The 20,057-nt window shown below is 58.9% G+C and carries 20 protein-coding genes; 13 read left to right on the top strand and 7 right to left on the bottom strand.

From position 1 onward, the window contains the following. Positions 1-114 precede the first annotated feature (114 nt). The 8 genes from BK662_RS33095 to BK662_RS33060 all read left to right on the top strand — a co-directional run bounded on the left by BK662_RS33095 (position 115) and on the right by BK662_RS33060 (position 7,033). Positions 115-1,278, top strand: coding sequence for an S-type pyocin domain-containing protein (locus BK662_RS33095; protein WP_123361076.1), 1,164 nt, complete (start codon positions 115-117; stop codon positions 1,276-1,278). A 7-nt stretch (positions 1,279-1,285) separates the two neighbouring features. Beyond that, positions 1,286-1,540 (top strand): colicin E3-like toxin immunity protein, encoded by a 255-nt coding sequence (locus BK662_RS33090; RefSeq protein ID WP_052962854.1) that lies wholly within the window; start codon positions 1,286-1,288, stop codon positions 1,538-1,540. Between the two features lie 126 nt (positions 1,541-1,666). Continuing rightward, entirely contained in the window at positions 1,667-1,912 is a 246-nt protein-coding gene (locus BK662_RS33085) for a colicin E3-like toxin immunity protein (RefSeq protein ID WP_123361075.1), read from the top strand. A gap of 54 nt (positions 1,913-1,966) precedes the next feature. Beyond that, a complete protein-coding gene (locus tag BK662_RS33080) occupies positions 1,967-2,527 on the top strand; it encodes a DUF3916 domain-containing protein (RefSeq protein WP_123361074.1) in 561 nt (186 codons plus the stop codon). 158 nt (positions 2,528-2,685) lie between these two features. Beyond that, the gene (rfbC, locus tag BK662_RS33075; protein ID WP_123361073.1) at positions 2,686-3,231 is read left to right on the top strand and encodes a dTDP-4-dehydrorhamnose 3,5-epimerase; all 546 of its coding nucleotides are present in this window, start codon (positions 2,686-2,688) and stop codon (positions 3,229-3,231) included. Between the two features lie 106 nt (positions 3,232-3,337). After that, positions 3,338-5,146 carry a sensor histidine kinase gene (locus tag BK662_RS33070; protein WP_123361158.1) on the top strand — a complete coding sequence of 603 codons (1,809 nt, stop codon included), beginning with the start codon at positions 3,338-3,340 and terminating at the stop codon, positions 5,144-5,146. Next, entirely contained in the window at positions 5,143-6,537 is a 1,395-nt protein-coding gene (locus BK662_RS33065) for a sigma-54-dependent transcriptional regulator (RefSeq protein WP_123361072.1), read from the top strand. Before BK662_RS33070 ends, BK662_RS33065 begins: the two co-directional genes overlap by 4 nt. A 40-nt stretch (positions 6,538-6,577) precedes the next feature. Then, positions 6,578-7,033, top strand: a complete 456-nt coding sequence (locus BK662_RS33060) for a thioesterase domain-containing protein (protein WP_123361071.1) — start codon at positions 6,578-6,580, stop codon at positions 7,031-7,033. Between the two features lie 84 nt (positions 7,034-7,117). On the opposite strand, the gene cysQ is transcribed toward BK662_RS33060, so the two are convergent. Together cysQ and nudE are read right to left on the bottom strand one after the other, a co-directional pair. Next, positions 7,118-7,951 carry a 3'(2'),5'-bisphosphate nucleotidase CysQ gene (cysQ, locus tag BK662_RS33055; protein WP_123361070.1) on the bottom strand — a complete coding sequence of 278 codons (834 nt, stop codon included), beginning with the start codon at positions 7,949-7,951 and terminating at the stop codon, positions 7,118-7,120. After that, the gene (gene nudE, locus BK662_RS33050; RefSeq protein ID WP_123361069.1) at positions 7,948-8,514 is read right to left on the bottom strand and encodes an ADP compounds hydrolase NudE; all 567 of its coding nucleotides are present in this window, start codon (positions 8,512-8,514) and stop codon (positions 7,948-7,950) included. Before nudE ends, cysQ begins: the two co-directional genes overlap by 4 nt. A 90-nt stretch (positions 8,515-8,604) precedes the next feature. Here nudE and yrfG point away from each other — a divergent pair, with 90 nt between their 5' ends. Further along, positions 8,605-9,267, top strand: a complete 663-nt coding sequence (yrfG, locus tag BK662_RS33045) for a GMP/IMP nucleotidase (RefSeq protein WP_123361068.1) — start codon at positions 8,605-8,607, stop codon at positions 9,265-9,267. A 126-nt stretch (positions 9,268-9,393) separates the two neighbouring features. On the opposite strand, the gene lysM is transcribed toward yrfG, so the two are convergent. Then, positions 9,394-9,843, bottom strand: coding sequence for a peptidoglycan-binding protein LysM (gene lysM / locus BK662_RS33040; protein ID WP_123361067.1), 450 nt, complete (start codon positions 9,841-9,843; stop codon positions 9,394-9,396). Between the two features lie 136 nt (positions 9,844-9,979). Between lysM and BK662_RS33035 the strand changes: the two genes are divergently transcribed. From BK662_RS33035 to BK662_RS33015, 4 genes are all read left to right on the top strand, one after another. Next, the gene (locus BK662_RS33035) at positions 9,980-10,867 is read left to right on the top strand and encodes a LysR family transcriptional regulator (protein ID WP_123361066.1); all 888 of its coding nucleotides are present in this window, start codon (positions 9,980-9,982) and stop codon (positions 10,865-10,867) included. 92 nt (positions 10,868-10,959) lie between these two features. Further along, entirely contained in the window at positions 10,960-11,799 is an 840-nt protein-coding gene (gene fdhD / locus BK662_RS33030; protein ID WP_123361065.1) for a formate dehydrogenase accessory sulfurtransferase FdhD, read from the top strand. Then, entirely contained in the window at positions 11,796-14,144 is a 2,349-nt protein-coding gene (locus tag BK662_RS33025) for an FdhF/YdeP family oxidoreductase (protein ID WP_123361064.1), read from the top strand. The genes fdhD and BK662_RS33025 overlap by 4 nt, the downstream gene beginning before the upstream one ends. A gap of 354 nt (positions 14,145-14,498) precedes the next feature. Beyond that, positions 14,499-14,990 carry a glycine zipper domain-containing protein gene (locus BK662_RS33015; RefSeq protein WP_123361062.1) on the top strand — a complete coding sequence of 164 codons (492 nt, stop codon included), beginning with the start codon at positions 14,499-14,501 and terminating at the stop codon, positions 14,988-14,990. A gap of 71 nt (positions 14,991-15,061) precedes the next feature. Here BK662_RS33015 and BK662_RS33010 read toward each other — a convergent pair whose 3' ends face one another. The 4 genes from BK662_RS33010 to BK662_RS32995 form a co-directional block, all read right to left on the bottom strand. After that, positions 15,062-15,493: an acyl-CoA thioesterase gene (locus BK662_RS33010; RefSeq protein ID WP_123361061.1), complete on the bottom strand. Its 432-nt coding sequence runs from the start codon at positions 15,491-15,493 to the stop codon at positions 15,062-15,064. A gap of 176 nt (positions 15,494-15,669) precedes the next feature. Further along, on the bottom strand, positions 15,670-16,896 hold the full coding sequence (locus BK662_RS33005; RefSeq protein ID WP_123361060.1) for a 3-hydroxyacyl-CoA dehydrogenase: 1,227 nt from the start codon (positions 16,894-16,896) through the stop codon (positions 15,670-15,672). A 228-nt stretch (positions 16,897-17,124) separates the two neighbouring features. Further along, positions 17,125-19,059 (bottom strand): RecQ family ATP-dependent DNA helicase, encoded by a 1,935-nt coding sequence (locus BK662_RS33000; RefSeq protein ID WP_123361059.1) that lies wholly within the window; start codon positions 19,057-19,059, stop codon positions 17,125-17,127. A 275-nt stretch (positions 19,060-19,334) separates the two neighbouring features. Continuing rightward, positions 19,335-19,838 (bottom strand): polysaccharide deacetylase, encoded by a 504-nt coding sequence (locus BK662_RS32995; RefSeq protein ID WP_123361058.1) that lies wholly within the window; start codon positions 19,836-19,838, stop codon positions 19,335-19,337. Positions 19,839-20,057 lie beyond the last annotated feature (219 nt).

The following is a 20,057-nucleotide window of genomic DNA, read 5'->3' as shown; positions in this document are numbered from 1 at the left end:
TCCCGTCAGCGATTACTCAGATGAACTTTCCTACGCAACGCGTCGACCGGCAGGAATGTCCGGGAATCAACCACGCCCATAAGCTGATTCCCTCAACAGGGAAGTCCGCCATTCATGCCAGAACGCTCATACCCGCTGACTTACAAGGAGCAGTTGCGTCGCCGTATCTTGCGTCCGCCGCCATCCGTAAACGAATACCAACCCATTGCCGATTTTCCCGAACCTCGGCCCACGACTCCTGAGCCAGTAACACTCATGGGTTGCGTGTTCGCCAAATCCTGCAAATTGCCGGACGGGATCATCAATTACGCGAACCCATCGGGCTTTGTTCCGCTGGACGCATTGAAGGATTATGGAAACTTTGCGCTTCTAGGCGGGCGTCAAGCCGATAGCTCTGGCGCCATTCCTCTGAAGAAAATCAGCGGCAATGCGTTGCCGATCGGACTGGGTGGTCTTGCCTTGGCTGGCCCGGCTGTGAGCGGTGCCGCAGTTGCCAGCGGGACTGTCGCCTCGGGTTTTCTGGCCGGGTTAATCGCGCTGCTCTGGCCTGGTGAACTGGGGGACAGCGCGCTGTACACCGATGAACAACTGCGCACGCTCAAACAAGCCAACTCACGTGTGCGGCTGAACATCGAACAGCAGGCCGACGGTTCCCTTAAGGGTTACGCCTTTTACACTGGTAAAAATGCCGATTGGCAGAGGGTTCCGGTCATCCAGTTTCAAGACCGAGGCAGCCAGCAGGTAGCCGAATTCGGTGAAGGCTTGGAGTTGATTTGGACCCCGGCCGTGGACCCTGGCGAGACTCTCGGCATTCCCTCATTGGAAGCGGCACCTCAAGCGCCAACGATCTGGGTCTACCCTCCTACACAGGCAAGTCGCGATATTCTGGTTAACCCGATTTATCCGCCGGAGTATCAGGATTTCATTCTGGTTTTTCCCCTGGATTCAGGGGGGCGGCCGCTGTATGTGGTGATAAATACCAGGAAGAGACTCCTCAATCCTGATCACGATTACATCGACGCGCCACAAACAGAAGAGATCAACGGTATTGCGGGGTTGCGTCAGGTCCGTGGAAAAACACCGCGACAAGGAGGCGGTGGAGTACGAGATAGATGGATCGATAGCAAGGGTCGCAAGTTTTACGAGTGGGACTATTGTTACGGCGAACTTGAAAAATATCTAGTCAGCGACGGAAGTCATTTAGGAGCGTTCTGCCACCTGACCGGTAATCAGTTGAAGCCAGCGGACAAGCGCCGAAATATCAAAAAATATTTGTGAGGCAACAATGGGACTACGAATCAGAATTCATTGGTTCGATGAGGCTACCGACATCGAAAAAGGTAAGGAGTATTCCCGCGACTTGGGGGAGGACGGCTCGGTGATGAAGGTGCTCGGCTTGCCTATAGAGGAGACCGTTAACAATGGGTTGTTTGACGTTACTCAAGCTTGGCTCCCTACGCTCCAACCTTATTTCGGACACCAAATAGATTTGAGCACGTTCATTTATCAGGTTGGGTTTTCTTATCGTGAGCAATGGTAAAGAAGACCAGTCAACGATATTAGGCAGTGTTGATCATGAAGGGCGCCTTCGATCATGTGACGGGGGAACAAAGAAAGCCGCCGAACAAAAAACGCAACATCAAAAAATTCATGTAAGGAACACAGTATGGCTTTAAGAATAAGACTTGAGTGGTATGACAAAAGCACTGACCTTGGGCTTGGAGAAGAGCTATCGAACATTGTCGAAGATGATGATTTCGTATTTACAACACTGGGACTTACAGATGAGTACCAAATATTCGATGGCGGATACAACGTCCTTCCAGAATGGATTTCATTGCTTCAATCCTACTTTACGCATCCTATCGACACTGCCCGGCACGACTATCAGATTGCCTTCCGCCTACCTTGATACACGACGACGATAGGGCGGATACAAAAAATATTCAGGATAAAATCAAACACCATGCGCCGAATTGCATTTTCAAACAAAAAAATACGAAACATCCCACGCCGCCTGCGAGCTTTAAAAGCGTGGGCAGCAGGTTATGATGGTTACTTCCCTAAAGACCTGCCCATCGATCAGGGCTATGTAAACTGCAAAATTCCGGTATTGGAAACGTTGGTGGAAGGCAAACAAGCCACCTTGGCCATTCAAAAGGAATGCGCCCAACAACTGATCAATGCCGCCCACCACCTGATTCAGGCCAGACCTGAAAACACCATCAACTGCAGGATAGTAGCCACCGTCACCACCCCCGACATGTTCTCGAGCGAAATCTGCATTTACACCGACATGAGTCGCTACCGTGGTCACGTCCTGCCGTTCGACTACAGTTATTTCCGCCAAATCCGAATCACCGACAGAAGCCTCGCCACCGAGTGGGGCCTTGTACTGCCGAAAGGGATGAATGAGGCAGGGTTTCACTTCGTTCATGAGGATGAAGACGGCCAGAAGTTTGAATCCGAACACTGGTACTTCGGAGAAGTGGACAAAACCGACGATGGTTCCGAGGAGGGGCGCTGAAAATACAGAACCTCAAAATATTCTGCGACGAGAATCCGCAACTGTTCAGCTATCCGGTGTCCCCCCAATGAATTTGCCCTTCCAGGTACTCCCCACTCGCACCCGCCGCCACTTTGCGTAAGAATGTCGGCCATCACGCCTATTGCTGGAGAAACACCATGAATGTAGTCACCACCGACCTGCCCGGTGTTCTGATCATCGAACCCAAGGTATTTGGTGACGAGCGCGGCTTCTTCTATGAGAGCTTCAACGCCAAGGCTTTCGAAGAAGCAACCGGCCTGAACACCCGATTCGTTCAGGACAACCATTCCCGCTCGCAAAAAGGTGTACTGCGCGGCCTGCATTACCAACTGGAAAACACTCAGGGCAAACTGGTCCGCGTCACCGCCGGTGAGGTGCTGGACGTGGCGGTGGATATTCGCCGCAGCTCGCCGCATTTCGGCAAATGGGTCGCTGTGCGTTTGTCTGCCGACAACCATCGCCAACTCTGGGTACCGGAAGGTTTTGCCCATGGTTTTGTGGTACTGAGCGATTTCGCCGAGTTCCTCTACAAAACCACCGACTACTACACCCCGTCGGCCGAGCGCAGCATTCGCTGGGACGATCCGGACCTGGGTATCGACTGGCAACTGGATGAAGCACCGAAACTGTCGGCCAAGGATCAGTCCGCCGCGTTCCTGAAGGACGCTGAAGTCTTTTCCTGAATTCCTGTGTGAATCTTCACCGCAAGCGCGCACTTGATCCCAGGTGCGCAGACTGCGCCCGCAAGCCTAGGCATAATGCATCTGTACCCCCAGGCGCTTGATGCTCATGACTCCGACCCTCCCCCGCAGACCCCGCTGGCGCAGCCTGGCGCTGCTCGCGCTGTGCCTGGCGCCCTTGCTGTGGCCGCTGGAGCATCTGGCCGAGCGTTACTACCGCAGCGAACTGGCCGGGCAGAACCGTCAGACCCTCGATCTCTACGTCGCCAACCTGCTGGGCACCCTGCATCGGTATGAAGTGTTGCCGCAGATTCTCGGCGAGCTGCCCGCCCTGCGTGCGACATTGTCGGCACCCGACGAGGGCGTGGTTCAAGGCAATGCCAATCGCCTGCTGAAAAACATTAGCGCCCAGACCGGTGCCGAAGTCATGTACCTGATGGACACCACCGGCAAGACGCTGGCGGCCTCCAATTGGGACAAGCACGACAGCTTCGTCGGCCGTAATTTCGCCTTTCGTCCTTATTTCAGTGAAGCCATGGCCGGTCGTCTGGGGCGCTTCTTCGGCCTGGGCACCACCTCGGCCAAGCGCGGTTACTTCTTTGCGGCAGCGATACGGGATCGCGAAAAAATCATCGGCGTACTGGTGATCAAGGTCGACCTCGACCACACCGAAAGCCTCTGGGGCAAAACCCCGGAACAACTGTTGGTGACCGACCACAATGGCGTGGTCATCCTCACGTCGCGGCCCGAGTGGCGTTTCCGCTCGACCCGCCCATTGAGCGATGCAGAGCGTGAGGCCATCACCGCGATTCAACCCTACCCGACCCGCGATCCCAAGCCGTTGAATCTCGACGCCAACGCCTGGCTGACTCAAACCCGGCAGATCGAAGAAACCGGCTGGAGCGTCAGTATCCTTGCACCACGTACCCTGATCGACCGTCCGGTACGCACCGTCGTGGCCATCGGCGGCGCAACGCTATTGGTATTGATGCTGCTGCTCGGCCTGATGATGCAGCGCCGACGCCATTACCTGGAGCGGATCGCCTTCGAAGGCAAGGCCCGCCAGGAACTGGAAGGCCGGGTCGCCGAACGGACCAGCGACCTGGAAGGCCTCAACCGTCGACTGAAGCAGGAAGTGCTGGAGCGCGAACACGCTCAGCAAGAACTGGTGCGCGCACAGGATGACCTGGTGCAGGCCGGCAAGCTCTCGGCGCTGGGGACGATGTCGGCAAGCATCAGCCATGAACTCAACCAACCGCTGGCGGCAATTCGCAGCTACGCGGAAAACGCCGAAGTACTGCTCGATCATCAGCGCACCGAAGATGCTCGCGGCAATCTCAAGCTAATCAGTGAATTGACCGGGCGCATGGCCTCGATCATCGCCCACCTGCGCGCCTTCGCCCGGCGTGATCGCCACGCCCCGGAAAGCGTCGCCCTGCAACCGGCGCTGGACGACGCCCTGGCGTTATTGGCCAAGCGTCGGCGCAGCATGGAAGTCGAGCTGATCCGCGACCTGCCAGCCGCCACCCTGTGGGTCGAGGCCGGTGAAACCCGTCTGCGCCAAGTACTCGGCAACTTGCTGGCCAATGCCCTCGATGCCCTGACGGAAAAAGGCCCGCCGCGTAAACTCTGGTTGAGTGCCGAGTCCACCGCCGATGGCGTCACTCTGTACATTCGCGACAACGGCCCCGGGTTTTGCCTGGAAGCGCTGGGTCGTGCCGGCGAGCCCTTTTACACCACCAAGACCCGTACTCAGGGGCTTGGGCTGGGGCTGGCGATCTGCGACACCCTGATGCGCGCCTTCGGTGGTGAACTGTCGTTCTCCAACCACAAAGAAGGCGGCGCCCTGATTACCCTGAAGTTGCGCGCAGGCGCACCGGGTGTGAGCCTGCAACCGTCCGAGGACCGAAGTGCATGACCATCGACAACCGCATCCAGGTCGTGTTGATCGACGACGATCCCCACCTGCGCCAGGCCCTGAGCCAGACTCTGGACCTTGCCGGCCTGAAGATCCTGCCGCTGGCTGAAGCCAAAGGCCTGGCCGGGCAACTGGAACGCGACTGGCCGGGAGTGGTGGTCAGTGACATCCGCATGCCGGGCATGGACGGTCTCGAACTGCTGACCGAACTCCACGCTCAGGACCCGGAGCTGCCAGTGCTGCTGATCACCGGCCACGGCGATGTGCCGCTAGCCGTACAAGCCATGCGCGCCGGGGCCTATGACTTTCTGGAAAAACCTTTCGCCAGCGACGCCCTGCTCGACAGCGTGCGTCGTGCCCTGGACCTGCGCCGGCTGGTGCTGGACAACCGCAGCCTGCGCCTGGCCCTGAGCGATCGCAACGAACTGAGCGCTCGACTGGTCGGGCAATCGGCGCCGATGCTGCGCCTGCGTGAGCAGATCGGTGCATTGGCGGCGACCAAGGCCGACGTGCTGATCCTCGGCGAAACCGGTGCGGGCAAGGAAGTGGTGGCCCGCGCGCTGCACGACCTGTCGAGTCGGCGTAACGGCCCGTTCGTGGCGATCAACGCCGGGGCCCTGGCCGAGTCGGTGGTGGAAAGCGAGCTATTCGGTCACGAGCCCGGCGCCTTCACCGGCGCGCAAAAGCGCCGCATCGGCAAGTTCGAATTCGCCAATGGCGGCACGTTGTTCCTCGATGAAATCGAAAGCATGAGCCTGGATGTGCAGGTGAAACTGCTGCGCTTGCTGCAAGAGCGGGTCGTCGAGCGCTTGGGTGGCAACCAGCTGATCCCGCTGGACATCCGCATCATCGCCGCGACCAAGGAAGACCTGCGTCAATCCGCCGATCAGGGCCGCTTCCGCGCCGACTTGTATTACCGCCTGAACGTCGCGCCGCTGCGCATTCCGCCGCTGCGCGAGCGGGGCGAAGATGCGCTGATGCTGTTCCAGCATTTCGCTGATGAAGCCAGCGCCCGCCACGGTTTGCCGCCCCATGAATTGCAACCGGGGCACCGGGCATTGCTGCTACGCCACACCTGGCCAGGCAATGTGCGAGAACTGCAGAACGCCGCCGAACGCTTTGCCTTGGGCCTGGAACTGGCGCTGGACAACAACATGCCGGATGGCGGCGTCGGCAGCACGATTGAAGTGGTCAGCGGCGGCCTTAGCGAGCAAGTGGAGAACTTCGAGAAGAGCCTGATTGCCGCCGAACTGGCACGCTCGCACAGCTCCGTACGCAGCCTCGCCGAAGCGCTCGGGATTCCGCGCAAAACCTTGCATGACAAACTGCGCAAGCATGGTCTGAACTTCGCCGACGCCGGCGCCAGCAGCCCCACCGACGAGCTTGATTGAGCTACCGTAAAATCATCCCCTTCAAACAAAAGGCCCGTGAATGAACCGCGACAGTCGTCACCTGGAATCGATCCTCCATCACGACATTCCCCTCACGCGGAAGATGGGCCTCAAAGTGCTCAACTGGCACGACCAACAACTGCGCCTGCACCTGCCGCTGGAGGCCAACGTCAATCACAAGAGCACCATGTTCGGTGGCAGCCTGTATTGCGGGGCGGTGTTGGCCGGCTGGGGCTGGTTGCATTTGCGGCTGCACGAAGAAGGCATTGAAGACGGGCACATCGTGATTCAGGAAGGGCAGATCAGCTACCCGCTGCCGGTCACCATGGACGCGACAGCGATTTGCCAGGCACCGAGTGCGGCGGTGTGGAAGAAGTTTCTGGCCATGTATGAGCGGTATGGGCGGGCGCGGTTGACGCTGCATTCGCGGATCGTGAATACCGGGAGTGAAGAGGATGCGGTGAAGTTTACCGGGCAGTACGTCCTTCACCGGTAAAGCAAAAGATCGCAGCCTTCGGCAGCTCCTACAGGTGTACGCATTCTCGCGTAGGAGCTGCCGAAGGCTGCGATCTTTTGATCTTCAACCCCGAGCCAAAGCCAATAACTTCTCCCGCCACGCAGCCTTAGCCGGCAGCGCCAGAAAGAACTCATTCAGCAACGAATCCCGCGCCGGATAACAGAACGGCTCACCGCTCAAATCCAGCACCTCCCCCCCCGCACCTTCCAGCACGCCTTGAGCCGCGGCGGTGTCCCACTGCGAAGTCGGCGCCAACCGTGGATAACAATCCGCCGCCCCTTCCGCCAGCAGGCAAAATTTCAGCGAGCTGCCGATATTCGCCAGTTGCAGTTCACCCAGGCTGTCGCTCAACCCCGCGAGTAACCGCTCCTGCTCAGGGCTCGAATGCCGACGACTGGCAACAACCGTAAAGGCTTCACCCGCAGCCGGAACCTCGCGAACCTGAATCGGCAACGGCTCGGCGCCTATATCGCCACGCCAGGCACCCAACCCGGCGCCGCCGACATAAAAGCGCCCATTGGTCGGCATCGACACTACACCGAACACCACACGCCCTTTCTCGATCAGCGCAATGTTGACGGTGAACTCTTCACTGCCGGAAATAAACTCCTTGGTCCCGTCCAACGGATCGACCAGCCACCAGCGCTGCCAGCCGGCGCGCACGCTCTGGGGGATATTGGCGTCCTCTTCGGACAGCACCGGAATGCTCGGATCCAGCGCCGTCAGCCCGGCCAGAATCAGATGATGAGCGGCCATGTCAGCGGCTGTGACCGGGGAATCATCGGACTTTGCAGTGACGGCAACGTTGACGCGCCAGAACGGCAGGATCGCCTCGCCAGCCTTCAAAGCCAGTTCAACGACTGGGGCCATCAGCGGATGGGGGAAATTCAACGTCATGGCAGGAACACCCCTCGCTGAGTCAGCAGATCACGGGCCAGATACAGCGCCGCCAAGGCACGGCCCTCGGTGAATCGCGGGTTCTGCGCCAGGGCTGACAATTCATGCAGGTTGATCTTTTCTACTCCCATCGGCTCGGGCTCATCACCTTCCAGGCGTTCTTCGTACAGGTCGGTGGCCAGCACCACCTGGATTCTCTGGCTCATGTAGCCCGGTGACAATGACAACTCGGTCAAATGTTCCAGCTGCCGTGCGCCATACCCGGCCTCCTCCATGAGCTCGCGCTCGGCCGCCGCCAATACGTCTTCGCCCGGCTCGATCAAGCCTTTGGGCAGGGACAGTTCGTAGGCATCGGTGCCGCCACAGTATTCCTCCACCAACACCGCGTGGTCCGCGTCAAGCATCGCCACGATCATCACCGCACCATGACCGGTGCCTTTGCTGACCAGACGCTCGTAAGTACGCTCCACGCCATTGGAAAAGCGCAACTTCAGCTCTTCGACACAGAACAAACGGCTGGTGGCGACGATCTCGCGGGCGAGTACGGTGGGTTTCTGGCGCATGAGAGGCTCCTTGGCGTGAACGCGTTACTATACCCGGCCTATCCTGATTGTTTACCTCGGATATCTTTTTTACCGCTGGAGAAGTTTTTTATGTCCCTGCTGCCCTGGCGCGACATCGATACCGTTCTGCTGGACATGGACGGCACGCTGCTGGACCTGCACTACGACAACCATTTCTGGATGGAGCATCTGCCCCAGCGTTATGCCGAGCTGCACGGGGTGAGCCGGGCCATGGCGGAGCTGGAGTTGCAGCCGCTGTTCGAACGCAATGCCGGCCAGTTGCAGTGGTACTGCCTGGACTTCTGGAGCGCCGAGCTGAAACTGTCGGTGCGCGAACTGAAACTGGAAACCGCACACCTGATCGCCCTGCGGCCGGACGCGGACACGTTTCTGGCGGCGATCAAACGCGCCGGCAAACGCGTGGTACTGATCACCAACGCCCACCGCGACTCGCTGTCATTGAAGCTGGAACGAATTGAACTGGCGCCGTATTTCGAGCGTTTGATCAGCTCTCACGATTACGGTTTCCCCAAGGAAAACCCGCAGTTCTGGGATGCCTTGCAAGCCGACATCGACTTTGATCCGGCGCGCAGTCTGTTTATCGATGACACGCTGCCGATCCTGCGCAGTGCGCGCAATTTTGGCGTGGCGCATCTGCTGGCCGTGAGCGAGCCGGACAGCCGCAAAGGGCCGAAGGACACGGCCGAGTTTGCGGCGGTGGGGGATTATCGGGAGCTCATCGCAGGGCTCTAGACCGAGTCGCCTGCTTCGCGAGCAAGCCCGCTCCCACAGGTTTTTTGTCGTTCGCGTGGTATGCATACGACATAAAACCTGTGGGAGCGCGGCTTGCCCGCGATGGCCATCACACGGTCTCAAGTCTTACTCAGGAATCCGCAACGACTGCCCCGGATAGATCTTGTTCGGATCCTTGAGCATTGGCTTGTTGGCTTCGAAGATCTTTTGATACTTGTTGGCATCGCCATATACACGCTTGGAAATGGCGCTGAGAGTGTCGCCTTTCTCGACGGTGACAAATTTTGCCGCCGTTGCCACTGGCCCGGTCACGGTGATCTGATCATCCACCGAGCTGATACCGGCCACATTGCCCAGGGTCAAAAGAATTTTTTCTTTTTCTTCCTGGGTGGCGGCTTCGCCGGTGGCGATAACTTTCTCGCCTTCAACCTTCACCTGGATTTTGGACGTATCGATTCCTGACAGTGCGTCTTTCACATGCTTGGTCAACGCTTCGCTGTTGGCTTCGGCCTTGTCTGGTGTCAATGCATCAAGGATTTTTTCACCGGCATCTTTCAAAAAGCTGAAAAGGCTCATCGTGTTTTCTCCATAGGTTCAGGTTCCAGACGCCAAAGACTAGACCAGCCTGGCAAAGCCCGGTTGCCAGCCGACCAATGACCCAATCCCGTGCAGGCGGTAGAATCGCAAACCTTGCCCGCGCCCTGGAGCGAAGATGGACATCAAGCAGCTCAAATTCCTCATCGCTCTCGACGAAACCCGGCACTTCGGCCAGGCCGCCGCGCGTTGTCACATCACCCAGCCGACCCTGTCCATGCGCCTGCGCAGCCTCGAAGAAGAGCTCGACCTGCCGTTGGTCAACCGCGGCCAACGCTTCGAAGGTTTCACCGCGCCGGGCGAACGCGTGCTGGCGTGGGCGCGTACGGTGTTGGCTGCCTACGACGGTTTGCAGGCCGAAGCGGCAGCCTGTCGCGGCAACCTCGTAGGTACGTTGCGTCTGGGCGTAGTGCCGCTGTCGAGTTTCGACCCGGTACCGCTGATGCAACGCCTGCACGCCGAACACCCGAACCTGCGCTTCGAACTCTCGGCACTGAGTTCCGAACAGATCCTCGAACAACTGGCGAACAATCGCCTCGACCTCGGTGTTTCCTACCTGGAACGCCTGGATGGCGAGCGTTTCGACTCCCTGGCTTTTAGCGAAACACGCATGGGCTTGCTTTACGATCAGCGTTTCTTCAGTTTCGGCGACGCGCCCTTAAGCTGGAAATCGTTGATTGAACTGCCGCTGGGCATGCTCACCAGCGGCATGCATTTTCGCCAGTCCATCGACCATAACTTCCATAGTCGTGGCCTGGCTCCCCAACCGTTGCTGCAAACCGATTCAGTCCACCAATTGTTACAAGCAGTACACGGCGGTCTGTGTTGCGCCGTGATGCCATTGGAAGGTGGTCTGGAGAACCTCACTGATCACTTGCGCCTACAGCCCATCGAAAGCGCCCAGACCCTCGCCCGGCTGGGGCTGATCATGCGACGCAGCGCTCCACGTTCGGCGCTCGCAGAAGCCTGTTTCGCGATTTATCAGAAATCACTGACAGACTCTTGATCGACCCCATCTATCGGTAGATCAGTAATAGCGATTAGACGCGACAAGTTGACACGCCTAGGCTTAAAGCTGACCAAACCGTTGGTGAGCCCATGAACGCCAAGCGCCCTGCCCGCGCGGCGCCAGCTGTTGAAACGCCCGCGACCGCCGCAAGCCAGACCTACAGTTACTGCAATCTTGAATACACCGAATCGACCAGCACTGCGCTGGCCGAGGAAGTCGCGTTGGCGATTGCCTATAACGGCATCAGCCAAGCGGTCATGTTGGTGACGCCAACGGATCTTGAAGACTTCATCGTCGGCTTCAGCCTTGGCAGTGGCATTATCGAAGACGCTTCAGATATCTACGACTTGCAACTCAGTGGCACAGGTTCGGCGCAATACGCGCAAGTGACCATCGCCAATCGCGCCTTCTGGAACCTCAAGCAGCAGCGTCGGCAACTGGCCGGCACCAGCGGTTGCGGGCTCTGTGGCGTGGAAGCGGTGGAGCAAGCGCTGCCCGACCTCAAAGTATTGCCCGGCGCCCCGCTACCCCCGGCCGAATGGCTGGACGGCCTGCGCCAGCGCATCGGCGAATTCCAGCCGCTGGGCCAGCATTGCGGCGCGGTGCATGCGGCGGTGTTCATGGACGGCAACGGCGAATTGTTGCTGGGCCGTGAAGACATCGGTCGGCACAACGCCCTCGATAAGCTGATCGGCGGATTGATCCGCCAGAAGATCCCGACCACTGGCGGGCTGGCGATTGTCACCAGTCGTTGCAGTCTTGAATTGATCCAGAAAGTGTTACGCGCCGGTATCCAGACCCTGGTCAGCCTGTCGTCGCCCACGAGCCTTGCCGTGCAATGGGCCCGTCGTCACAACCTCAATCTCATCCATCTGCCGCAGAAAAGTGCACCGCGGGTTTACAGCCCAGCGTTGGAGAATCAAGCGTGAGTCAACACCGTCAAGCCGACCAGAAACCCGTCCCCCGCTACAAGCCCTACAAAGGCCCAGCCGGTGGCTGGGGCGCGCTGATCAGCGTCGCCCAAGCCTGGTTGACCAGCGATAACGCGCTGAAAAACCTCCGCATAATGCTCAAGACCAACCAGAACGGCGGCTTCGACTGCCCAGGTTGCGCCTGGGGCGATTCTCCGGAAAAGGGCATGGTGATGTTCTGCGAGAACGGCGCCAAAGCGGTGAACTGGGAAGCGACCAAACGCCGTGTCGACGCCGCATTCTTTGCCAAACATAGCGTCAGCTCGCTACTGGAACAGAGCGACTACTGGCTTGAATATCAGGGCCGTCTGACCGAGCCGATGAGCTACAACGCCGAAACCGATCGCTACCAACCCATCGGCTGGGATGATGCCTTCACCCTGATCGCCAAGCATCTGCGCGGCCTGTCGAGCCCGGATCAGGCCGAGTTCTACACCTCGGGCCGCGCCAGCAACGAAGCGGCGTACCTCTATCAGCTGTTCGTACGCGCCTACGGCACCAACAATTTCCCCGACTGCTCGAACATGTGCCACGAGGCCAGTGGTGTGGCCATGGCGCAAAGTATCGGCGTCGGCAAAGGCACTGTGACCTTCAATGATTTCGAACACGCCGATGCGATTTTCGTCTGGGGCCAGAACCCGGGCACCAACCACCCGCGGATGCTCGAACCCCTGCGCGAAGCGGTGAAACGCGGGGCTCAGGTGGTGTGCGTCAACCCGCTGAAAGAACGCGGTCTGGAACGCTTCCAGAACCCGCAGCACCCGCTGGAAATGCTCACAAACGGCGACAAGCCGACCAATACCGCGTACTTCCGTCCGGCACTGGGCGGTGACATGGCGGTGCTGCGCGGCATGGCGAAATTCCTGCTGCAATGGGAGCGCGATGCGCAGAAGACCGGCGCCCCGGCAGTGTTCGATCACGATTTCCTGAATGAACATGCCGTCAACGTGCTGGATTACATGGGCGTCATCGACGACACCCCATGGGAGCAGATCGTCGAACAATCCGGCCTGACGCTGGTGGAGATCGAGCAAGCGGCGCGCATGTACGCCAAAGGCAAGAACGTGATTATGTGCTGGGCCATGGGCATTACCCAGCATCGTCATTCGGTGCCGACCATCCAGGAAATCGCCAACCTGATGCTGTTGCGCGGCAACATCGGTCGGCCGGGTGCCGGTCTGTGCCCGGTACGTGGCCACAGTAACGTGCAGGGCGACCGGACGATGGGCATTAACGAGCGTCCGCCGGTGGCACTCCTCGATTCTCTGGAGCGGCGCTTCCAGTTCAAGGTGCCCCGTGAAAACGGCCACAACGTGGTCGAGGCGATTCACGCCATGGCCGACGGCCGCTCGAAAGTCTTCATCGGCCTGGGCGGCAACTTCGCCCAAGCCACCCCGGACAGCCCACGGACCTTCCAGGCTTTGAGCAACTGTGACCTGACCGTACAGATCAGCACCAAGCTCAATCGCAGCCATTTGGCCCACGGCAAGGACGCGCTGATCCTGCCGTGTCTGGGCCGTACCGACATCGATATCCAGACCGAAGGCGCCCAAGCGGTGACTGTGGAAGACTCGTTCAGTATGGTCCACGCCTCCAACGGTCAGCTGCAGCCGCTGTCGAACCAGATGCGCTCGGAGCCTGCAATCATCGCCGGGATCGCCGCGGCGACCCTGGGGAATAAACCGGTGGACTGGAACTGGCTGGTGGCCGATTACAGCCGCGTCCGCGATCTGATCGCCGACACCATCCCGGGCTTCCGGGACTTCAACGAGAAGATTCAGAACCCGGGCGGTTTCCACTTGGGTAACAGCGCCGGCGCACGTCGCTGGAATACCCCATCGGGTCGGGCCAACTTCCGTGCGAACATGCTGCCCAAAGATCTGGTACACGAACGCACCCGCGCCACCGGCGTTCTGCCGGACCTGATCATGCAGTCGATGCGCTCCCACGATCAGTACAACACCACGGTTTATGGTCTTGATGACCGTTATCGCGGGGTGAAAGGTCAGAGGGATGTGTTATTCGTCAATGAAGCCGACATTATTCGCCTCGGGTTCAAGCCAGGGCAGAAGGCTGACATCGTTTCGATCTGGGATGATAGCCGTGAACGCCGGGTGAAGGGCTTTACGCTGCTGGCGTTTGATATTCCTGCCGGGCAAGCGGCTGCTTATTATCCGGAAGTGAACCCGCTGGTGCCGCTGGAAAGTACCGGGGACGGCAGCCATACGCCGACGTCGAAGTTTGTGGCGATTCGGTTGGAGACGGCGAGTGAGACTGGGTTGATCATGGCCAAGTCGGCTTAATGCGGCGTCTAAACTGACGCCATCGCGAGCAGGCTCGCTCCCACATTAGATCTTCAGTGGACACAGCATTTGTGTTCGACCGAGATCCACTGTGGGAGCGAGCCTGCTCGCGATGGCGATAGTACATTCAACAGATTCTTCCGAACCGCACTTTCCAATCGCCCACAAAAAAGGCCGTTTCTGTATAGAAACGGCCTTTGCGAAGTAGTTAAAGACCGGCGAAAAATACTTAAGTTCCACCCAAAAAACAGTAACTTATAGAATTGTGCTCAAGTCGTGTTATTCGTCGGATTTCTATTGTCACAACCATGACACAGCCTCAGGATCGCGCCGTCATCCCCTTGAGGTTCCTCTATGAAGTTCTCCTCGATTCTCTTGTTGTCCCTTGGCCTGGTCAGTGGCTTCGCTTCTGCAGGCGGCACCACCGAAGCTGGTGTGGGCGGCGCATTGGGCGGGGTTCTGGGCTCGGTCGTCGGTCAATCGTTAGGCGGCAGTACAGGTTCAACCATTGGCGCGGCCTTGGGCGGCGCGGGTGGTAGCGCAGTCGGCGCAGACAAACGCAGCCGTGGCGAAGCCGCCATTGGCGGTGCGTTGGGCGCAGCAGGCGGTAACGTGGTCGGCCGCAGCATGGGCGGCACCACTGGCAGCCTGATCGGCTCCGCAGCAGGCGGTGGCGTCGGTGGCGCGCTGGGTAACCACATGGGCAACAGTAGCAATGATGACGATGATCGTCGTTCCCGTCGTCGTGGTTATGACGATGATGATCGTCGCTATTACCGCGACGGCCACCCAGGTCGCGGCCATGCCTACGGCCACCGCAAGCATCACCATCGCTATCGCGACTGAGGCTTGAATCGCCTCGTTTACCGGTAGATCAAAAAAATCGCAGCCTTCGGGCTGCGATTTTTTTTTGCCCCTCAAACCGCTAGCCGCTCCAATGCCCCGCGCAATCCGGCAGGAATCGCCACCGGTTGATTCGTGGTCCGATCCACGAATACATGCACGAAGCGCCCTGCCGCGCAGGCTTCATCTTCGCCGGCCTTGAACACCGCCAATTCGTATTGCACCGAGCTGCTGCCCAACTTGCCGACCCGCAGGCCGATCTCGATCCGGTCCGGGAAAGCGATAGAAGCGAAGTAATCGCAGGCGGAACTCACCACAAAAGCCACCACCTCGCCGTCATGGATATCCAGGCCGCCGACTTCGATCAGGTAGGTGTTCACCGCCGTGTCGAAGAAGCTATAGTAGGTGACATTGTTGACGTGACCGTAGGCGTCATTGTCATGCCAGCGGGTGGTGATGGGCTGGAAGTGCGGGTAGTCGGTGCGTTGGGGCATCGGGTTGGACATCAGTGTTGGTTCCTGGGGTTGGATAGCGAGTCTAAAGCGAAAACCGCGTTATCGTTCTTCGCGAGCAAGCCCGCTCCCACATTCAATCTTCATTGGACACAGGTTTTGTGTACGCCTGAGATCAACTGTGGGAGCGGGCTTGCTCGCGAAGGGGCCTTCACAGACGCCACATAGAATCACATGTCAGCAAAGCCTCTACCCTCTGCCGCCAGTTCACCAATCAACCGCGCCGGCGCCCAGTGATCGCCCTGCTTGGTCTCAAGCTGCAACAACCGCAGATGAATATCTTCCAACCCTTGCTGATCCGCCCAGGCCATCGGCCCGCCCTTCTCTGCCGGGAAGCCATAACCATTGAGATAGACCAGATCGATGTCGTGCGCCGACGTCGCAATACCTTCCTGAAGAATCTTCGCCCCTTCGTTGACCAGTGCCAGCAAACAACGCTCCAGAACCTCTTCAGGGCCGATATCGCGACGCTGGAACCCTAATCCTTCGCTGACTTCCAGTACCAGCGCATCGACTTCCAGATCGTGCTCAGCCTGGCGGCTGCCCGGTTCATAGTGGTAATACCCATCGCCACTCTTCTGACCGAAACGCCCCAGCTCGCACAGGCGGTTGTCCACCTGAACCTCCGGCGCATCCTGACCTTTGCCAGCCAGTTCTCGAGCACGCCACTCCAGATCGATGCCGACCACGTCGTACATGCGGAACGGCCCCATGGCGAAACCAAACCCTTGCAGCGCCGCATCCACCTGATAAGGCAAAGCGCCCTCCAGCAACATCTTGCGCGCTTCGAGCACGTACGGATGCAGCATGCGGTTGCCAATGAAGCCATGGCAGTTGCCCGACACTACGCTGACCTTGCCCATGCGCTTGCCCAGCGCCAGCGCCGCATCAAGCACCGCCGGCGCCGTCTGGGCGCCACGCACAATCTCCAGCAATTTCATGATGTGCGCCGGGCTGAAGAAATGCAGGCCCAGGACCTGCTGCGGGCGGCGAGTGGCAGCAGCAATCGCGTCGATGTCCAGCGCCGAGGTATTGCTGGCCAGAATCGCTTCAGGTTTCATCAGGCCGTCGAGTTCGCGGAAAATTTTCTGCTTCAACTCGAGGTTTTCGTAGACCGCTTCAATGACCAGATCAACATCGCGGATCGCTGCGTAATCGGCGGCCGCCGTTACCCGTGCAATGCGCGCATCCGCTTCGGCCTGATCGATCCGCCCCTGAAGCACGTTATGGGCGTAAGTCTCAGCAATACTGGTCAGCGCCTGCTCAAGCATCTGCGGATTGTTATCGACCCATTGCACCGGCACTCCGGCGTTGGTCAGGCACATGACAATGCCACGGCCCATGGTGCCTGCGCCGATCACGGCGGCGCGCTGAATATCGAACGGTGTCTGGCTCATGATTGTTCTCTTGTTAGCGATCCAAAGACAGTCCTCACCATAGTCAGGCGCCGGGCTTTTTTGAAATTTATTCCTGTGATGGGCAACATTCAGTGAATGGATGTACGTTCAAAAACACCGATATCCCTGTGGGAGCGGACTTGCTCGCGAAAGCGGTGTGTCAGGCAGCATCAATGTTGAATCTAATGGCCCCTTCGCGAGCAAGCCCGCTCCCACATTGACGGTGTTTCAACTTGGCAGGTGCGCTTTAGCCCAGTCGCGCACGTCGCCATACGGATAATCCTCCAACGCCGCAAACCCCGGAATCGACCGAGCCTTGAGCTTGGTAAACAACGGCACGCTGATCCCACATAGAAATCTGGTTACGCGCTCAGCCGAAGGAATGTTGCCCGTGTGCTGCTCGTGCCTGTGGATAAAATCACCACACAGCGCCTCGAAATTCTTATCCACAAGCGCTGGCAATTCCGGTGGTGCTGGCAATCGCGCCACCTGACCGTGACATACCGAGCAATGCCCACACTGCCGGGGCGCGTTTTCGTCGCCGAAGTACTCGGCCAGGCGGTAACCCAGACAGTGGTCAGTGGCGAACAGATCCAGCATGGCGTGAATTCGCGCGATCTCGGTGCGCTCGTGCTGGGTGAAGTAGGCGTGCAATTCAGCGCTCAGGGTTTGGGAATCAAAGTCCGCTTGCAGCAGGCTGTAGACCTCGGTCATCTGCTTGCTTTCGACCTCGACCCAGCCCTTCTCCTGGAAGTAATCCAGCGCCTTGACCACCCGAGTGCGCTCGGCGGAATACTGCTCATACAGCGCATCGAAATTCACCGTGGCCCAAGTCCGTGCGCGGCTGGAGGTCCGGATGATCGCCGAGACGAAGTCCTTTCGTTCACCCTCAAATCGGGCAAGCAATGCTTCGGGCTCCTGCAAATACTTGAAGCGGTATTCGGCGTAATAGGCATAACGCGGCGCGATTATTCCGCGCAACTCCAGCTGTACCAGCAAGGTCTTGAGCGGTAACTGGCGAATGTTGCTCTGATCGGCCAAAGGTCCCAGCAGAAACTCCCACTGTCCCTCGGGCACAGCGGCTTGCAACTCCTCGAGCACGCAACGAATGCCGTCCCGTTCCGGCGTGTCGCCGTAGACGAAGTTCTCCAGCACGTTGAGGCTGTCGCGGTTGGCCAGCACCAGGCAATCGGATGGCTGCCCGTCACGCCCGGCGCGGCCGATTTCCTGGCTGTAGTTTTCGATGGATTTAGGCAGATCGAAATGCACCACGTTGCGGATATCGCTTTTGTCGATGCCCATGCCAAAGGCAATGGTCGCAACGATGCAATTGGACTGCCCGCCCATGAACCGCCGCTGAATCGCTTCCCGTTGCTCATGGGGCAAACCGGCGTGATAGGCCTCGGCCTGAATGCCATTGCGCCCCAGATGTTCGGCGATGTGCTCGGCGGTTTTCTGCAAGGTGACGTAGACGATACTCGGCTGGCCGGGACGCTGGCTCATCCACTCGACAAGGCGTCGGCGCTTGTCTTGGCCGCGTACCGGTTCCACCAACAGATTGAGGTTGGGCCGGTAGAAACCGGTGGTCACCACATCCTCAGGGGCGATGGCGAATTTGGCCTCCATGTCGGCGATCACCTTGGGTGTCGCGGTGGCGGTCAGCAGCAGGGCCTGAGGGATGTTGAACTGGCGCTGGTAGTCCGGCAGCTTGAGGTAGTCGGGGCGGAAGTTGTGACCCCATTCAGAGATGCAGTGGGCCTCGTCCACCACCAGCAGCGAGATCGGCACCTGCTGCAGAAAATGGCGGAAGCGCTCGTTTTTCAGGCGCTCCACGGAAATCATCAGAATCTTCAATTCCCCGGACTTTGCCCGGGCCATCACATCGCTGGCGTCATCGCGGCTCTGCGCCGAATCGATACTGCCGGCCGCAATGCCATGGCGCTGCAAAAACGCTAACTGATCCTGCATCAGCGCCAGCAAAGGCGACACAACCAACGTCAGGTGCGGCAGCAACAAGGCCGGCAATTGATAGCAAAGAGACTTGCCCGAACCGGTCGGGAAAATCGCCGCCGCCGAGCGCCCGGCCAACACGGCGCTGACCGCTGCCTCCTGGCCGGGCCGAAACTGTGGATAACCGAAAACCTGTTCCAGGGTGTTGTGCATAAGCTGTCACTCCGTTGACCGCTGCGAAGCCCAAAGCCTAGCCGGCGAACGCAGCGAGTCGAGAAAAGGTCGGGGGCAAAAACGATACGGGATGATACAGCGGATAGATCGGGGAGACTGCACAGCGTAGGGAATGGGGTGGCTGGCAGATCGCTTTCGCGAGCAAGCCCGCTCCCACATTAGACCGAGTTCCTAAGTACGAATGCGGTCAACTGTGGGAGCGGGCTTGCTCGCGAAGAGGCCAGCAATATCACCAAAAAAACATCAATAAAAAATCAGGGCCTCAACACCGCCACCCGCAACTGCTCATCCAGCGCCTGCTCATGAAACACCTGGCTCCTGCTCGCCCAAACCGCATAAGCCGGGCTGATTTCACCCGTGAACGCCGCCGCCAACTGACGCAAATCCGCGATACTTCGCACACGGGGGCAAAAGGGTTCACCGTCACAGTTCTGACTGGCGCTGCGGTAGGTGACCAGCAACCGATCCCACAACCCCTCCCGCACTTGCCTGACCGACTTGAGCTTCACAGCCTGCACACCCAGTCGCTGTTTCAGACCCTGTTCATCCAGCGCTTCGCTGGCCAGCAGCGCCTTGCCCACCATCAACACCTCGGCGCGAGAGGCGGTGTCGATGTCCGCTTGGGTGGTCAGTGCATCCGGCCAACCGGTTCGCTCCATGTTCGCGAGGACGAGCGAATGACCGACATCAGCAGCGCCCGCTATCCGACAAACACCGGCCCACAACAATAAAATCGAGGCCATACGTAGCCATCGCATACCTAATTCCCTTTAAGAGTCGACTCAGACGTTTCGAAACGTCCTACAAATTCTGGCGCGCACCCTACAGCGGTTTAGTGCGTCGGGCCTGACAATCCCGTAGGAATATCGACCTCTAAGGGAAAAGCTTAAAAAATAGTTACGGTATGCGTAGGCAAAGGGCGACAACGCCAATAAACCCCCTACAAAACCTGTCCATTTGCGTCACCTTGCGACACC

Source organism: Pseudomonas frederiksbergensis, assembly GCF_003732275.1.
GTDB classification, from domain to species: Bacteria; Pseudomonadota; Gammaproteobacteria; order Pseudomonadales; family Pseudomonadaceae; genus Aquipseudomonas; species Aquipseudomonas frederiksbergensis_H.
This window is presented reverse-complemented; position numbering and strand designations above follow the sequence as displayed.